The organism is Streptomyces sp. NPDC051582, from assembly GCF_040681715.1.
In the GTDB taxonomy this organism is placed as follows: Bacteria; Actinomycetota; Actinomycetes; order Streptomycetales; family Streptomycetaceae; genus Streptomyces.
The window spans coordinates 20,868-36,363 of sequence record NZ_JBFAZJ010000029.1 but is presented as its reverse complement, the minus strand read 5'-3'; the positions used below and the strand labels follow the sequence as shown (position 1 = coordinate 36,363).

General features: G+C 71.0%; 15 protein-coding genes and 1 tRNA gene. 12 read left to right on the top strand and 4 right to left on the bottom strand.

The genetic code is table 11. The annotated features are described in order from the left end of the window. The first annotated feature begins 18 nt into the window (after positions 1 to 18). The 6 genes from AB0M92_RS30470 to AB0M92_RS30445 all read left to right on the top strand — a co-directional run bounded on the left by AB0M92_RS30470 (position 19) and on the right by AB0M92_RS30445 (position 6,703). Complete coding sequence (locus AB0M92_RS30470; RefSeq protein WP_366105531.1) at positions 19 to 549, top strand: hypothetical protein; 531 nt, start codon at positions 19 to 21, stop codon at positions 547 to 549. Beyond that, positions 549 to 1,982 (top strand): hypothetical protein, encoded by a 1,434-nt coding sequence (locus tag AB0M92_RS30465; protein WP_366105530.1) that lies wholly within the window; start codon positions 549 to 551, stop codon positions 1,980 to 1,982. The genes AB0M92_RS30470 and AB0M92_RS30465 overlap by 1 nt, the downstream gene beginning before the upstream one ends. Positions 1,983 to 2,003: 21 nt before the next feature. Beyond that, complete coding sequence (mycP, locus tag AB0M92_RS30460; RefSeq protein ID WP_366105575.1) at positions 2,004 to 3,188, top strand: type VII secretion-associated serine protease mycosin; 1,185 nt, start codon at positions 2,004 to 2,006, stop codon at positions 3,186 to 3,188. Between the two features lie 114 nt (positions 3,189 to 3,302). Continuing rightward, positions 3,303 to 3,728 (top strand): hypothetical protein, encoded by a 426-nt coding sequence (locus AB0M92_RS30455; protein WP_366105529.1) that lies wholly within the window; start codon positions 3,303 to 3,305, stop codon positions 3,726 to 3,728. A 12-nt stretch (positions 3,729 to 3,740) separates the two neighbouring features. Then, positions 3,741 to 6,047, top strand: a complete 2,307-nt coding sequence (locus AB0M92_RS30450) for a hypothetical protein (protein ID WP_366105528.1) — start codon at positions 3,741 to 3,743, stop codon at positions 6,045 to 6,047. Between the two features lie 95 nt (positions 6,048 to 6,142). After that, a complete protein-coding gene (locus AB0M92_RS30445) occupies positions 6,143 to 6,703 on the top strand; it encodes a hypothetical protein (RefSeq protein ID WP_366105527.1) in 561 nt (186 codons plus the stop codon). 77 nt (positions 6,704 to 6,780) lie between these two features. Here AB0M92_RS30445 and AB0M92_RS30440 read toward each other — a convergent pair. Further along, positions 6,781 to 6,852, bottom strand: a tRNA-Cys gene (locus AB0M92_RS30440). A gap of 181 nt (positions 6,853 to 7,033) precedes the next feature. Between AB0M92_RS30440 and AB0M92_RS30435 the strand changes: the two genes are divergently transcribed. The 6 genes from AB0M92_RS30435 to AB0M92_RS30410 all read left to right on the top strand — a co-directional run bounded on the left by AB0M92_RS30435 (position 7,034) and on the right by AB0M92_RS30410 (position 13,391). Then, on the top strand, positions 7,034 to 8,515 hold the full coding sequence (locus tag AB0M92_RS30435; protein ID WP_366105526.1) for an MFS transporter: 1,482 nt from the start codon (positions 7,034 to 7,036) through the stop codon (positions 8,513 to 8,515). A 91-nt stretch (positions 8,516 to 8,606) separates the two neighbouring features. Beyond that, complete coding sequence (locus AB0M92_RS30430) at positions 8,607 to 8,807, top strand: hypothetical protein (protein ID WP_366105525.1); 201 nt, start codon at positions 8,607 to 8,609, stop codon at positions 8,805 to 8,807. 182 nt (positions 8,808 to 8,989) lie between these two features. Then, complete coding sequence (locus tag AB0M92_RS30425; RefSeq protein ID WP_366105524.1) at positions 8,990 to 9,361, top strand: type II toxin-antitoxin system death-on-curing family toxin; 372 nt, start codon at positions 8,990 to 8,992, stop codon at positions 9,359 to 9,361. A gap of 117 nt (positions 9,362 to 9,478) precedes the next feature. Next, on the top strand, positions 9,479 to 11,263 hold the full coding sequence (locus AB0M92_RS30420; protein WP_366105523.1) for a DEAD/DEAH box helicase: 1,785 nt from the start codon (positions 9,479 to 9,481) through the stop codon (positions 11,261 to 11,263). Between the two features lie 446 nt (positions 11,264 to 11,709). Further along, positions 11,710 to 12,351: a helix-turn-helix domain-containing protein gene (locus AB0M92_RS30415; RefSeq protein WP_366105522.1), complete on the top strand. Its 642-nt coding sequence runs from the start codon at positions 11,710 to 11,712 to the stop codon at positions 12,349 to 12,351. 242 nt (positions 12,352 to 12,593) lie between these two features. Beyond that, complete coding sequence (locus AB0M92_RS30410; protein ID WP_366105521.1) at positions 12,594 to 13,391, top strand: S16 family serine protease; 798 nt, start codon at positions 12,594 to 12,596, stop codon at positions 13,389 to 13,391. Here AB0M92_RS30410 and AB0M92_RS30405 read toward each other — a convergent pair. From AB0M92_RS30405 to AB0M92_RS30395, 3 genes are all read right to left on the bottom strand, one after another. After that, positions 13,321 to 14,661 carry an MFS transporter gene (locus AB0M92_RS30405; RefSeq protein ID WP_366105520.1) on the bottom strand — a complete coding sequence of 447 codons (1,341 nt, stop codon included), beginning with the start codon at positions 14,659 to 14,661 and terminating at the stop codon, positions 13,321 to 13,323. The genes AB0M92_RS30410 and AB0M92_RS30405 overlap by 71 nt on opposite strands. Further along, positions 14,658 to 14,780: a hypothetical protein gene (locus AB0M92_RS30400; RefSeq protein WP_366105519.1), complete on the bottom strand. Its 123-nt coding sequence runs from the start codon at positions 14,778 to 14,780 to the stop codon at positions 14,658 to 14,660. The genes AB0M92_RS30405 and AB0M92_RS30400 overlap by 4 nt, the downstream gene beginning before the upstream one ends. A 66-nt stretch (positions 14,781 to 14,846) precedes the next feature. Next, complete coding sequence (locus AB0M92_RS30395) at positions 14,847 to 15,431, bottom strand: helix-turn-helix domain-containing protein (protein WP_366105518.1); 585 nt, start codon at positions 15,429 to 15,431, stop codon at positions 14,847 to 14,849. Between the last annotated feature and the right edge of the window lie 65 nt (positions 15,432 to 15,496).

The window sequence follows — 15,496 nt, the reverse complement described above, 5'->3', positions numbered from 1 at the left end:
GGAGTCGGGGAGGCCATCGTGGCAGAGGAGAAGGCACCGGACGGGCTGGCGGGGCTGAGCGGCCTCGGGACGGGCCTGGCGGACTCGATCCGCGCGCAGGCCGCGGCGCAGTCGAAAGCGGCAGCGCTGCAGGTCGAGTACGACACGCTGACGGACTATCAGACCATGGTGAAGGACCTGCTGGACGACCTCACCGGATCGCACGCCGACCACAAGAAGCTGGCGGACGACACCCTGCCGGCGGGCAAGCTCGGCACGGGCTTCCCTGAGGCGGACGCGCTCTTCAAGTCGTACGGCACGGTCATCACGGAGCTGCAGAAGCTCTCGAAGGGCCTGGCGGGGCAGATCGAGGCCCTGGGGATCGCGATCTTGTCGGCGGGCAAGGGCTACGGCGGTGTGGACGAAGAGACCAAGCGTCGGATGATGGCTCTCGCGAAGACGGCAGAGGCGCAGTACGACCCGAAGCGCGACCCGTATGTGGAGGAGCAGCGCAAGCTGGCGGCTTCGAAGCACGCCGGCACCAATGGCGATACGGGGGGTAACTACTGATGGCGACGAGTTTCGAGGGCTATTCGCACCAGCAGCTGCGGGCGATGATCGCTTCGCTGGATCCGACGGCGGTCAAGGAGCGGGCTGACCGGCTGCAGAAGGCGTCCGAGGACATCGCGAAGATCGGTGAGAAGCTCAAGAACCACCGGGTCACCGGCTGGGAGGGCGAAGCGGCCACGGCCTTCCAGGAATGGGTGGGGCGGGCGGGCAACGCGACGCTCCGGCTGAGTGAGTACAGCGCGACGGGGTCCAAGTGGATGGGTGACGCCGTCCAGATGATGGTCGAGGCGTCGAAGATGCCTGCCTACAACACGGGCGCCGCCGAGAATCTGGCAGCGGCCCGGAAGTTCCACAACGATCCGGATGCGCAGCAGATCGCCCAGCAGGAGCAGGGCAAGCTGACGGCGGACCACAACGACGCTGTCACGCGGATGAACAATCTGGCGCAGAAGTACGAGCAGTCGTCCGGTGAGATGAACAAGGCGGAGATCCCGACGTTCCCGCCGCCGCCGGAAGCATTGTTGCCGGCGGGTGTCGACAGCGGGCAGACGCTGACGCGGTCCGGAGGCTCGTCCAGCGGGGAAACTGGCACATCCAGTGCCTCGCACACGTCGACGCCTGGCACGCCCTCGAACGAGTCGGGTTTGGTGCCGGGGCATCAGCCGAAGGCGGACGGTACCCCGCCCCAGACGAGTGTGCCCACGTCCCTGCCCGGGTTTCCGGACCGCGACGTGGACGTGGACCTCGACCACGTGGCGACCTTGCCGTCGCCCACGACGACTTTGCCCCCGGCGACGGGTACGCCGGTCCCCAACCTTCCTGTGGGTCCGGGTCCTGGTCCCGTCGTTCCCATCCCGCCGCTGGGGCTCCCGTCGGTCACTGGCAAGACGGGTCCCGGCCTCGGTCCCGGCTTCAGCCAGATGCCGAACCTCGGTCCGGGTGGCACCGGCCTCGGCAAGGTCAGCCCGATCTCCGGCCTGCCCTCGCGGGATTCCGGCATCATGGGCGGCCGAGCCGTGCCGACGAGCGGGCCCAACGCGGGTATCCCGCGTGGCACGGTCATCGGCAGCGAAGGCACACAGACCGGCGCGGGCCGCGGCATGATGGGCGGCGGTGCTCACGGCGGTGGTGGTGCTCCCGCCGGCGGCGTGAGTGGTTCCCCGGCGCGTCGGCTGGCCTCGGAGCCGGGCGGCATCGTGGGCGGTCGCCAGGCTGCGGCGGGCGGACGCCTGGCCACCGGTGGTCAGCCGTTCACCCAGGGTGGTTCAGGTCTCGTGCGCAACGGTGGCGGCGCCATGGGCCACGCGGGTGCGGGAACGCGTGCTGCCGGCAAGCGACGCGAAGACGAGGGCAGCGAGCGCCCGGACTACCTGGTCGAGGACGAAGAGACCTGGCAGGGCAACCATCGTGTTGCTCCGCCGGTGATCGACTGAGAAGAACGGACGTTGTACGAGATGCACATGCGCAAGGCGACTTCGGCCCTGGTGGGTCTGCTGCTGGCCGGGGTCGCCGCGACCCCGGCCCATGCGGAGACCATTCGTTCGCAGCAGTGGCATCTCGACACCATGAAAGCCGAAGACATCTGGAAGATCAGCACCGGTAAAGGAATCACCGTCGCGGTGATCGATACCGGAGTGAAGAGCATTCCGGAGTTGGAGGGACAAGTCTTGTCCGGCAAGGATCTTATGGCTGGCAAGGCTGAGGGTGACGAGCGCACCGACTATGACGGTCACGGCACCACGATGGCCGCGCTCATCGCCGGCACTGGAAAACATTCAAGTGGAGACGGCGCCTACGGATTGGCGCCTGGCGCCAAGATCCTTCCGATCCGTGTTCCCAACATGGGAGAAGCCGACACGACCCCGTCTTGGGTGGCTGCCATTCGATATGCGGCGGACTCCGATGCCCGGATCATCAATATCTCCCAGGCTCGTTCAAGTCAGCCCGAGGACGATCGGGAGCGGGCGGAGGCTGTTCGGTATGCCCTTTCCAAGGGGAAGTTGATTTTCGCAGGCGCTGGCAACAACGGAGATACACACAACAGGGTCATGTACCCGGCGGCTACTCCCGGAGTAGTGGCTGTTGGTGCCGTGGACGCCAAGGGTGAGCCGACCAAGGAGTCTCAGCACGGTCCTCAAGTGGACATGTCTGCACCTGGCATCGACATCGTTACAGGCTGCGGGAGCAGCACGGGCGTTTGTAAGAACCACGGCACCAGTGACGCGACCGCCCTCGCCTCCGCCTCCGCCGCCCTCCTCTGGTCCGCGCATCCCGACTGGACCAACAACCAGGTTCTGCGGGTCCTCCTGAACACCGCCGGCAAGCCGACCGACGGCGCTCAGCGCAACGACCACATCGGCTACGGCATCGTCCGGCCCCGGATCGCGGTTCCCAACCCCGGCGACCCCGGTCCGGCCGACGTGTACCCGCTGCCCGACCTGGCTGCCGCGGATGCGGCCAAGAGCCCGGCGGCTTCCGGCGACGGCAAGGCTTCCGACTCGGCTTCCTCCAAGCCGGCGCCCCAGGCCGAGGAGAAGAAGAGCGGCAGCTCGCTTCCCTGGATCGCTCTCGGGCTGGGAGCCTGTGTTCTCATCGGCGGAGCGGTCACCGCCGTCGTCGTGCGGCGCAGGAGCCACTGACGGCGCGTACGAAACGAGCCGGACGACGGCTCACCCCGTTCTCCGCCACAGCCGTAACCCCAGACGCAGCTCAGCGTGTTAGACGTTGATGTGACACAGGGAGAAAAGCACGCGATGTCGTTCGACGAGGAATGGTCCACCGCGCGCGCCACCGCCGCGGCCAACGTCTCGATGCGCCTCAACCACGTACCCGCCGACCCCGGCGGCGGCACGGCCGGCGGTGACCTTGAGATCAATCAGGACCACATCGGCGCCATCGGCTCCGAGGCCTACAAGCTGCACACCCGGCTCCTGACCGACGGCAAGCACGCCGCCACCGCCACCGGCGAGGCCGCCGGCGCGCTCACGAAGGAGAGCTTCGGGAGCGGGGCGGCGCTGCAGAAGGTCGCCACCATGTGGGAGAGCCAGGTGAAGACCCTCGTGGCCGCCTGCGCGAACATCTCCAACGGGCTCAACTACTCGCTCTCCTCCCACGCCAAGGAAGAGCAGCAGTTGCACGCAGACTTCACCACGTCCGCGATCGACAAGTACCTCAAGTAGGCGGCGCCTTCCATGCTGACGTACGAGAACGTGATGAACGCGCCCCTGGACAAGCTCCAGACGGCGGCCACGGACTGGAAAGCCATGGCCGACAAGCTGGACGAGATGGCCGAGGCCGCTCGCAACGGCATGAAGGCCAAGGCCGACAAGGCGCAGTGGAGCGGAGTCACCGCAGGCGTCGGGCGGGCGTTCGTCGACAAGACGGCCAAGGAGTTCGAGGACGCGGCGAAGGAGGCCAAGGGCGTCCATCAGCTGCTCAGCGATGGCCACACCACCATCAAGACGGCGCGGGACGCACTGAAGAAGGCCGTCGACGAGGAGGCCCCGGCCGCCGGGTTCCGCGTGGACGCGGTCGGCAAGGTCTCGGCCGTTCCGATGGACCCGAAGACCGAGTACGCGGCCCGGCACGACCCGGACTACCCCGAGTTCAAGCGCAAGCAGGAGGAGAACCGCAAAGCCTGGCAGGCGAGGGTCGACCGGCTCGTGGAGGACTGCGCGGACGCCGACGACTCCCTGGCCCGCGCGCTGCGCGCGAACGTCTCGGACGACCACGACTTCACCGCGCCGAAGTACACCACCCTCGACGGTGAGCAGGCCGACCGGGCGGCCGAGCTGATGAGGAAGCTCAGCAAGGAGCCGGGCGGTGTGGCCCGCGATCCCGGGGCGCTGCGCGAGCTGGAGGACCTGCTCGACGACAACCGCAACGACGCGGAGTTCGCCCCGGACTTCTACCGCAAGCTCGGCCCCGACGGCACGCTGGAGGCGTACGCGAAGCTTTCCATCGACGCCTCGACCCTCGGTGAGGCCGGCAAGGACCGCCTGGCGATGGTCGGCAACATCCAGAACGACATGGGCGCGATGCTGGGGCTCGCCACGCAGAAGGGTTCGCCGAACCACCTGGACGCGGCGTGGACGACCGGCCTGATGAAGGCCGGCCGCAAGGAGATGCAGGTCACCGGCGATCTGACCAGCAGGATCTACGGGTACCAGGCGCTGGGCGCGCTGCTCCACGAAGGCAAGTACGACAAGGACTTCCTGACTTCGGTCGGCCGGGACATGGTCGCCTTCGACCGCGAGAACCCCAAGGCCTGGGAGCACGGGTCCCCGTACGACCCGAAGACGGTGCTCAGCCAGGGCAAGGACGGCAGTCGCGGCTTCTACCCGCTGACGGGTCTGATGGACGCGATGTCCCACAACCCGGACGCGGCGACGGCCTTCTTCAACGAGCCGGTCCGCCAGGACAGCAACGGCGACGGCATCGTCACGACGGCCGACAAGGTCGTGTCCGGCCAGCACGGCAAGGCCCGGGGCATGGTCGACTACATGCTGGACAAGGAGTCCTGGGCCGACGCCTTCGACCGGACGCCGAGCCACCCGTACGGCGAAGCGGGCCCGGCCCAGGAGGCACTCGGCGGCGCCCTCGAAGCGGCCGTCTCGGGCCGCGTACCGGGCGACGAGGACGCGAAGCCGGTCCCGCACACCAAGGACATGACGGCGATCATGGAACGCGTCGTCGAAAAGATCGGCGACGATCCGTCCCTGGTGGCGCAGGACCCGGAAGACGAGGACAAGAAGCCGAGGCTCGGACCCATGGCGGGCCACTTCGGCAACATGGCGGCGGAATACATCCCGGACCTCCAGGCGTCCGCCGAGAACGGCGGCAATCAGATCAAGGTGACGGGGGACATGGCCGAGTTCAACAAGGCGACCATGTCGCGTTTCCTCGGTGCGGTCGGCCAGGATCCGGATGCCTATGGAGCCATCACGAATGCCAACCAGGCGTTCACGGCGGTCCTCATCACCGATGTGGTCCAGCATCCCGGCGACAAGGACCTCCTGGACGCGGCCGTCGAGAACGCCGTGCAGCCCGGTGGCCAGATCGCGGGCATGCTGACGGAAGCCCGCGCCCAGAACATGCATGCCGAGACCGCCCACACGAACGAGGAGTACGTGAAGGGCGTCGAGGACGGTGCCAAGTGGATCAACCGCGGTATTTCGGCTGTCGGTGGCAAATACCTCGAAATGGTGCCGGTCGCGGGTGACGTCGTGGAGTGGGTCCAGGAGGACGTCACCGATCTCTTCGTCGAGGATGCCAAAGAGAAGGGCAAGGAGAACACCGGCCACACCCAAGAGGCTGTGGCAAAGATGTACGCAGAGGCCGAGGGCCGGACGAGCGATGCCGCCAGTAAGGCCGTGCTGCACGCAGCCGTCGGATCGGGTCTGTCCGAGAAGGAGATCGATACGCTCGCGGGCGTGGCGTCCAAGGAATCGGCGGTCGCTCACTCGGTCGGCCGCGACTTGGTGGACAGCTCGAAGTGATGGCTTCCACTGCTCGCTTCGTGGCACTCGCGGTGGTTGGAGTCCTGGCCGCAGGGTGTACCGCGTCAGGTCCGGGGCCCGAGACGTCGCCTTCCGTGAAGGCTCCGGAGGTTCCTCCCAACCAGGCGTGCCCCGGGCTGATCACGGCTGCCGCCGGGGAGGCCCTTACGGACGTCCTGCAGTCCTCGCAACTGGTCAACGACGATGCGCAGACCGTCGGAGTCACGGCCATGGGCAAGGCCATGGAGGAGTTCTACCGGGCGGGGCCGAAGGCCGGGGATTTCACCGCACCCCCGTGCACCGTCACCGGAATCGTGGGCCGGGGGAAGCGAGTCGGAGAGATTAGCCTCGCTGCCGCCGGCCGGAACGCCGGCGTGGCCGGAAGTGACCGGACGGGTGTCCGTGTGACGCGCGCCGACAAGGAGCGGGGCGTGGCTTTCGACTGCGCCAGTACCCGCGTCGGCTCCACACGCGACGTCCCGCTGCGGATCACGGCCTCGTACGCGGACCGGTACGAAAGCAGCCGGGGAGATGCCGTGCTGGGTGAGGACTACCTGGTCCTCGCTCATTCCGCCGCGGCCGCGATCGCCAAAGAGCTCGGGTGCGAGAACAACGGAGGACTCCCCGAGCGGGCTTCCGACCTCCCGAAGCAGTGACGTGACGTACGCCGGGAGCCGAGTGCTGCCGGACGACATGCGGAAGGCCGCCCAGGGGTGATGGGCGGCCTTCGTCGAAGCCGTGGCGGGAATTGAACCCGCGTACCTCGCTTTGCAGGCGAGTCCCTGGGCCACTCGGGCACACGGCTGTGGGGTGGTTGTGGATGTGACCGTACGGGCTGCCGGTCGGGGTGGGGAAGGTGGGCGCGGGGGGTGCAATGTGAATGCCATGCCGCGTTCACAAGGCGACACGACCTAGGTCTTGGGGACCATGGAGGATGGGTCCAATTGACAGGGGCGTAGCCCAGGGGTGGGGCTTACTCTGGGGCGATGAGTGCCCTTGAAGACCGTGTGTCGCAGCGCAGTGTGCCGGTTCCTGCGGAGTCGGAGGGCGGGATCCTGGGCTCCGCGTACCGGGTGCTCAGCATCGGGATCATTTCCGTCATCTTCCTGATCGCCTTCGAGGCGACCGCCGTCGGGACGGCCATGCCCGTCGCCGCGCGGGAGCTGGACGGGATCGGGCTCTACGCCTTCGGTTTCTCCGCCTACTTCACCACCAGCCTCTTCGGCATGGTGCTGTCAGGGCAGTGGGCCGACAGGGAGGGGCCGTTGCGGCCCCTGACCGTCGGGATCGCCGCCTTCGCCGCCGGACTGGTGTGCGCCGGGACCGCCGGGATCATGTGGATCTTCGTGCTCGGGCGGGCCGTGCAGGGGTTCGGGGGCGGGCTGGTCATCGTCGCGCTGTACGTCGTCGTGAGCCGGGCCTACCCGGAGCGGCTGCGGCCCGCGATCATGGCCGCCTTCGCGGCGAGCTGGGTGGTGCCGTCCATCGTCGGGCCGCTGGCCTCCGGGGCCGTGACCGAGCACCTCGGCTGGCGCTGGGTGTTCCTCGGGATACCCGTGCTGGTCGTCGTACCGCTGGTGGTGGCCCTGCCCGCGATACGGCGCACCGCGTCCGGGCCGGTGGATCCGGGCGCGCCGACCGCCGCCTTCGACGGGAGGCGGATCCGGCTGGCGTTCGGGATCTCCGCGGGGGCGGCGCTGTTGCAGTACGCCGCGCAGGACCTGCGGTGGCTCTCGCTGCTGCCAGCCGCCGCGGGCGTGGGACTGCTGGTGCCGGCCGTACGGGGGCTGCTGCCGCGCGGTACGTACCTGGCCCGGCGCGGGCTGCCTTCGGTGGTGCTGCTGCGCGGGGTGGCGGCCGGGTCGTTCATCTCGGCGGAGAGCTTCGTGCCGCTGATGCTGGTGACCCAGCGGGGGCTGAGCCCGACGCTGGCCGGGTTCTCGCTGGCGGCGGGCGGGGCGACCTGGGCGGGGGGCTCGTGGCTGCAGTCGAAGCCGCGGATGGCGCCGTACCGGGAGCGGCTGATGGTGGCCGGGATGGTGCTGGTGGCCTTCGCGATCGCGGCCGCGCCGGCGGTCCTGATCGAGTCCGTGCCGGTGTGGACGCTGGCGATCGCCTGGGCGGTCGGGTGCCTGGGGATGGGGCTGGTGACCGCTTCCACGAGCGTGCTGCTGCTGGAACTTTCGGCGCCGGAGGAGGCGGGGAGCAATTCCGCCGCGCTGCAGATCTCGGACGCGCTGGCCAACGTGGTGCTGCTCGCGGCGGGGGGCGCGGCGTTCGCCGCGCTGGGCGGGGGAGCGGTGGGGGCCGCGCACGCCGTCGCCGCCGAGGGGGCGGGCGCGGGCTCGCACCCGGCGGCGTTCGTCGTGGTCTTCCTGCCGATGGCGTGCGTGGCGCTGGTGGGGGCGTGGGTCGCGACCCGGCTGTACGGGTCCGGCCCGGCGGAACCGACGCCTGCGCGGGCGTGAGCGGTCCGGGATCCGGCCCGAGGCCGGGCCGGGCTGCCGGGGGTCCGAAAACACGGTGAGGGGCGGGGGCGCCGGTACGTACGCTGCCCGGATGGAGAACTTGATCATTCGGCTCGACGGTGGTGACCGGGCCCAGCTCGCCGATCTTGCCGATGCGAGTGGGCGCACCCCGGAGGACGTCGCGCGCGAGGCCGTGCGCCGGTACCTGCGGGACGAGCGGGCGCGGGTCGGGGACGAGGCCGCACGCCTGGCGCAGCGGCACGAGGCGCTGCTGAGGCGGCTCGGCCAGTGAGCGGCGGCGCGAGTGCCTACGGCCCCGGCCCCGACCCGGGGACCGGCCCCGACCCCGACCCGGGGACCGGCCCCGGCCCCGACCCCGACCCCGACCCTCGGACCGGACCCGGCCCCGGACCCGGCTCCGGCCCCGGACCCGGCCCCGGCCCCCGCCCCGGCAGCGCGAGTGGGGCCGGCGGTGTGCGGCATCTGACCCTCGCCGAGGTGCTGGATCTTGCGCGGTACGCCTGCCCGGAGCAGGGCGTCGAGCTGCGTGCCCCCGGGCTGCTGGAGTCCGCCGTGCACCGGCCCCGCGCGCGGATGTTCGGGACTCCCGCGTACGCGGACCCGTACGAGCAGGCCGCCGCGCTCCTGCACGCGATCGCGATCAACCACCCCTTCGTCGACGGGAACAAGCGGACGGCCTGGCTCGCCGCCGCGACCTTCCTCGCCGTGAACGGCATCGACCTCGCAGGCGTGGACCAGGACGCCGCCTACGACCTGGTCATCGACGTCGCCGCCGGCACCGAGGCCGATGTGCCCCGCATCGCCGAGCGGTTGCGTCGGATGTGACGCTCGCCGCACCCGCCGAGGTCACGGGCCTGTCCCTCCCCGAGGGGCCGGCCGGCCCCGGTAGGGTGGCCCGGTTGTCCTACGTACGACCGCCGCCGAGAGCCCGAACCGGAGACCGTGACTACTACCGCCTCCCACCACCTCTCACCCGCCTTCCCCGGCCGTGCCCCCTGGGGTACCGCCAGCAAGCTGCGCGCATGGCAGCAGGGTGCGCTGGACCGGTACATCGAGACCCAGCCCCGCGACTTCCTCGCGGTCGCGACGCCCGGCGCGGGCAAGACGACCTTCGCGCTGACGCTCGCGTCCTGGCTGCTGCACCACCACGTCGTGCAGCAGGTGACCGTCGTCGCGCCCACCGAGCACCTGAAGAAGCAGTGGGCCGAGGCCGCCGCCCGGATAGGCATCCGGCTGGACCCGGAGTACTCCGCCGGGCCGCTGAGCAAGGACTACCACGGGGTCGCCGTCACGTACGCGGGTGTGGGCGTGCGGCCGATGCTGCACCGCAACCGCTGCGAGCAGCGCAAGACCCTCGTCATCCTCGACGAGATCCACCACGCCGGTGACTCGAAGTCCTGGGGCGAGGCCTGCCTGGAGGCCTTCGACCCGGCGACCCGGCGGCTCGCGCTGACCGGCACGCCCTTCCGGTCCGACACCAACCCCATTCCCTTCGTCACGTACGAGGAGGGGAACGACGGGATCCGGCGGTCCTCCGCCGACTACACCTACGGGTACGGGAACGCGCTGGGCGACGGCGTCGTCCGGCCCGTGATCTTCCTGTCCTACAGCGGCAACATGCGCTGGCGCACCAAGGCGGGCGACGAGATCGCCGCCCGCCTCGGCGAGCCGATGACCAAGGACGCCATCTCCCAGGCCTGGCGCACCGCGCTGGACGCACGGGGCGACTGGATGCCGAACGTGCTGCGCGCCGCCGACCGGCGACTGACCGAGGTCCGCAAGGGCATCCCGGACGCGGGCGGGCTCGTGATCGCCTCCGACCAGGAGTCGGCGCGCGCGTACGCCAAGCTGATCCGCGAGATCACCGGTACCAAGGCCACCCTCGTCCTCTCCGACGACACCGGCGCCTCGAAGAACATCGACACCTTCAGCGCGAACGACGACCGCTGGATGGTCGCGGTCCGCATGGTGTCCGAGGGCGTCGACGTACCGCGCCTCGCGGTCGGCGTGTACGCGACGACGATCTCGACCCCGCTCTTCTTCGCGCAGGCCGTCGGCCGCTTCGTGCGTTCGCGCAGGCGCGGCGAGACGGCCTCCGTCTTCCTCCCGACCATTCCCTATCTCCTCGGCTTCGCCAACGAGATGGAGGTCGAACGCGACCACGTCCTCGACAAGCCCAAGAAGAAGGGCGAGGAGGACCCGTACGCCGAGTCCGAGAAGGAGATGGACGAGGCGAACCGGCAGGAGGACGAGGACACCGGCGAGGACGAGCAGATGTCCTTCGAGGCGCTGGAGTCCGACGCCGTCTTCGACCGGGTGCTCTACGACGGGGCCGAGTTCGGCATGCAGGCGCACCCGGGCAGCGAGGAGGAGCAGGACTACCTCGGCATCCCGGGCCTGCTGGAGCCGGACCAGGTGCAGATGCTGCTCCAGAAGCGGCAGTCCCGGCAGATCGCGCACAGCCGCCGCAAGCCGGACGCCGAGGCGGACCTGCTGGAGCTGCCGGCCGAGCGGCGGCCGGTGGTCTCGCACAAGGAGCTGCTGGAGCTGCGGAAGTCGCTGAACACGATGGTGGGCGCGTACGTCCACCAGAGCGGCAAGCCGCACGGCGTGATCCACACCGAGCTGCGGCGCGTGTGCGGCGGACCGCCGAGCGCGGAGGCGACGGCCGGACAGCTGCGGGAGCGGATCAAGAAGGTGCAGGAGTGGGCCACCCGGATGCGGTGACCCCGTTCCTCCCTCCACCGCCTCCTCTTTGGCCGGCCACCGTTCCTACGGACTGACGGGCGTGCCCCGGGCGGAGTTTCGTACGGGGGCGCCGTCACGTTCCGTGTCCGGTCCGGGGGCCGGTCCGGCGCCGCCCGGGGCCCGCGGCCCACGATCCGCGTCGGCCGATCGCACAGGCGCCGGCGGTCGGTCCAGGTAACGAAACGACTCCCTCGGCGATCGTTTACCGGCATAAAGGGGTAGTTGGCGCCCGGATTCTGGACGAGCCCTTCCGCTGAGCGGACCCGCTCGCTAATGTCCCCGCATCGAACGCCCCGTGGCAGAGCCGCCGCGGGAGCGCAGCCGGTGCCATGGCCGCTACCGGCGGCCTCTCGTGCGTCGCCGTGGGACCGGCGCCGCATACACCCCGAGAGTCACCGCCGCTCACCGAGAGAGGGAGAGGCGTCGTGACCGCGGAAACCTCCCAGACTCTGGACCGAGGACTCAGAGTCCTCAAACTGCTCGCCGACACCGACCACGGTCTGACCGTCACCGAGCTCTCCAACCGCCTCGGTGTCAACCGCACCGTGGTCTACCGACTGCTGGCCACCCTTGAGCAGCACGCCCTGGTCCGGCGCGACCTCGGCGGCCGGGCCCGCGTCGGGCTCGGCGTGCTGCGGCTCGGCCGGCAGGTGCACCCGCTGGTACGGGAGGCGGCCCTGCCCGCGCTGCGGTCCCTCGCCGAGGACATAGGCGCCACCGCGCACCTGACCCTCGTCGACGGCACCGAGGCGCTCGCCGTGGCGGTCGTCGAGCCCACCTGGACCGACTACCACGTGGCCTACCGGGCCGGCTTCCGCCACCCGCTGGACCGCGGGGCGGCCGGGCGGGCCATTCTGGGCGCCCGTCAGGGCACGCTCACCGAGCCCGGGTACACGCTGACCCACGGGGAGCTGGAAGCGGGCGCCAGCGGAGCGGCGGCCCCGCTCGTGGGCATCACCGGGCTGGAGGGCAGCGTGGGCGTCGTGATGCTGGCCGACGCCGTGCCGGAGCGGGTAGGCCCGCGCGTGGTGGACGCGGCCCGAGAGGTGGCCGACGCCCTTCGCTGATGCGCTGAGCCCGCCGTACGAGGGGTGCGCCGGCCGCGGCCGAACGGGCCGCGCCGAGGCGTGCCCCGACGCATGTCCGGGCGCGCCCCGGCCGCGTACGCGCGAGCCCGTCCGGCCGCGTACGTACGCCTGCCCGCCCGGCCGCGTACGCAGGCCCGCCCGGCCGCGGCCCGGGAGCCCGTCCGGCCGCGTCCCGCACGGTGGGGGGCGGAGGCCGCGGGGGCGCCCGATACATTGACCGGGTGCTCTCTCGCCTCACACGTCTGCCGCGTCCCGCCGCCCTGGCCGTCTGCGCCGTGCCCGTGCTCGGCCTGTTCGCCGCCGCGGCCTTCGCGCCGCTGCCCTTCGTGATCGCCCAGCCGGGCCTCACGGCCGACGTGCTCGGCGACCGCGACGGCAAGCCGGTCATCTCCGTGACGGGCGCCCCGACCCGGCAGACCACCGGCCAGCTGCGGATGACCACCATCCAGGCCACCGGCCCCTCCACCACCGTGACCCTGCCCGAGCTCGTCGAGGACTGGTTCGACACCACCCGGGCGGTCATGCCCAAGGAGGCGGTCTACCCCTCCGGCGGAAGCGACAAGGAGATCGAGGCGCACAACCTGGAGCAAATGGCCGAGTCGCAGTCCACGGCCACCCAGGCCGCCCTCGGCTTCCTCCACAAGGACCCGAAGGACGTGAAGGTCCAGCTGAACCTCGCCGACGTGGGCGGCCCCAGCGCGGGCCTGCTCTTCTCCCTCGGCATCGTCGACAAGCTCGACGGCGACGGCAGCGGCGGCGACCTCACCGGCGGCCGCACCATCGCCGGTACGGGCACCATCAGCGCGGACGGCAAGGTCGGCGCCGTCGGCGGGGTGGCCCTGAAGACCCAGGCCGCGCGGCGCGACGGGGCGAGCGTGTTCCTCGTACCGGAGGCGGAGTGTTCGGACGCGCGGTCCGAACTCCCCGAGGGGCTCCGGCTGGTGCCCGTCAGTTCGCTGACGGACGCGGTGCAGGCGCTGCGTGCGCTGACCCGGGGAGAGCCGGTTCCTTCCTGCTGAGCCCGGGCTCGTCCGCCGGCTCCGGACGGGCCGGTCCGCGGCCGGTCTCCACCGGGCGCTCCATCGTCCGCCAGGCCGGGAAGACCAGCGGAGAGAGCGTGACCAGCAGGTACGTGCCGCCGAACAGCAGCAGTGCCCCGGTCGCCCCGATCCCGTCGACCAGCATGCCCGCCGCGAGTCCGCCCAGCGGCATGGTCAGCTCGCAGCCCGCCGTGGTCACGCCCGAGACGCGGCTGCGCAGCTCGTCCGGGACCCGCTCGTAGATCACGGTGGTCAGGATCGGGTTGAGCATGCCCGCGCCCAGTCCGGACAGCGCCATGGCCAGCGCGAGCGGCAGCGGGGTGTCGGTGAAGGCGGCGGCGGCGTACCGGGGAGCGCCGCACAGCAGGAAGGCGGCGGTGAACACCGCCCGGCGCGGGAACCGCTCGCCCCACGCCCCGTAGAGCAGGGCGCCCAGCAGCGCGAAGCCGCCGAAGACGGAGACCAGCAGGCCGACGGCCGTGGCGCCGCCGAGGGCCTCGCGTCCGTGCACGGGCAGCAGGACCGCGGACCAGCCCTGGTCCAGGCCGTTGGTCATCATCACCATCACGGTGATGCCCAGCAGCAGCCGGGTGCGGGTCAGGAAGCTCCAGCCCTCGGCCAGTTCCGCGCGGTACCCGGCGAAGGAGACCTTCCCGGCGGCCGGCTGCGGCTCGGCGGCCGGGACCCCGCGCAGGAAGGCGCTGACCAGCAGGGCCGAGACCGCGAAGGTGGCCGCGTCCAGCAGCAGGGCCGACTCGGCTCCGAACAGCGCGATCAGTACGCCGGCCAGTGCGGCACCGATCATCCGGGCTCCGCGCGAGACCGCGTCGTACAGACTCGCCGCCCGCCCCACGGTGGTGCCGGCGTGCTCGGCGAGGCTCGGCAGGAGGACGCCCCGGGCGGTCAGGCCGGGCGTGTGGACGAGGCCGCCGACGGCCATCAGCGCGCACAGCATCCAGAACTCCAGCACGCCCGCGTAGTGCAGGAGCGGGATCGCGCCGACCGAGACGGCGCAGACGAGGTCGGAGAGGGCCGAGACCCGGCGGCGGCCGATCCGGTCGATGACGGGACCGCCGACGAGCGCGGCCACGACGACGGGCAGGGTGGCGCAGAACGCGACGACCCCGGCCCGGCCGGCGCTGCCCGTGGTCTGGAGCACGAACCAGGGGACGCCGATGAGGGTGACGGAACTCCCGGCTATGGAGATCGTGTTGGCGGCCAGTACTGCCGCGAAGGGCCGCCGGCTCATGCGGCGTACGGGATGTAAGGGGCGGACGGGGCGTACGGGATGTACGGGATGTGCGGGGCGGGGGCGGCCCGCGCGGTGTGCGCCTCGGGGTGGGCCTCGGCGGGCGTGAAGGCGTGCACGGCAGGACTCCTTCTTCGGGGTGGTGGCGGAGGGGAGGGCGGGCGGGGCGCGCCGGACCGCCCGGCCTAGTCGTCGGCGCGCGGAAGCGCGTGCGTGTGGAAGCGGACCGCCCTGGTGCCCTCCTCGGGCGGCAGGTCGCGGTAACCGTCGATCAACTCGTGCAGCTTGTGGACGAGTTCGAGGCTCTGCGCGGGCGTCAGGTGCAGGGTGAAGTCACTGATGTCCGAGGCGCGCCGCCACTCCTGGGGCCAGCCGTGAGCCGTACCGAGCCAGGTGCTCATCTCCTGCGTGTGGATCGTCGCGATCTCGTGCAGGAAGAGGTCGGCCGCGCCGCGCGTGGCCGGGTCCTCGTCGTACAGCAGCTCCTCGTCGAACCGGGTGCCTTCGTGGGCGGCCCGCCACCAGCGCTCGCGGCCCTTGCCGTGCTCCGGCGCGTCCTCGACGAAGCCGTGCGCGGCGAGCTGGCGCAGGTGGTAGCTGGTGGCGCCGCTGGACTCGCCGAGGCGCTGCGCCAGTTGGGAGGCCGTGGCGGGGCCGTCGTGGCGCAGCGTGGCCAGCATGCGGATGCGCAGCGGGTGGGCGAGGCCGCGCAGCGAGCGGGCGTCGAGCGTGCGGAGCTGTGGCTGCGGGGTTTGCGGCTCTTCGGGCATGGCACGACCGTAGAGTTGCAAAGCAATCGATGCAAGGGTTTCTTTGCAACGTGTCCTTTGGAACC

What these genes read in the sequence shown, in the direction of transcription:
- AB0M92_RS30465 (WP_366105530.1), top strand. Translation starts at nt 549, where the DNA reads ATGGCGACGAGTTTCGAGGGCTATTCGCACCAGCAGCTGCGGGCGATG.
- mycP (WP_366105575.1), top strand. Translation starts at nt 2,004, where the DNA reads ATGCACATGCGCAAGGCGACTTCGGCCCTGGTGGGTCTGCTGCTGGCC.
- AB0M92_RS30455 (WP_366105529.1), top strand. Translation starts at nt 3,303, where the DNA reads ATGTCGTTCGACGAGGAATGGTCCACCGCGCGCGCCACCGCCGCGGCC.
- AB0M92_RS30450 (WP_366105528.1), top strand. Translation starts at nt 3,741, where the DNA reads ATGCTGACGTACGAGAACGTGATGAACGCGCCCCTGGACAAGCTCCAG.
- AB0M92_RS30435 (WP_366105526.1), top strand. Translation starts at nt 7,034, where the DNA reads ATGAGTGCCCTTGAAGACCGTGTGTCGCAGCGCAGTGTGCCGGTTCCT.
- AB0M92_RS30430 (WP_366105525.1), top strand. Translation starts at nt 8,607, where the DNA reads ATGGAGAACTTGATCATTCGGCTCGACGGTGGTGACCGGGCCCAGCTC.
- AB0M92_RS30405 (WP_366105520.1), bottom strand. Translation starts at nt 14,661, where the DNA reads ATGAGCCGGCGGCCCTTCGCGGCAGTACTGGCCGCCAACACGATCTCC.
- AB0M92_RS30395 (WP_366105518.1), bottom strand. Translation starts at nt 15,431, where the DNA reads ATGCCCGAAGAGCCGCAAACCCCGCAGCCACAGCTCCGCACGCTCGAC.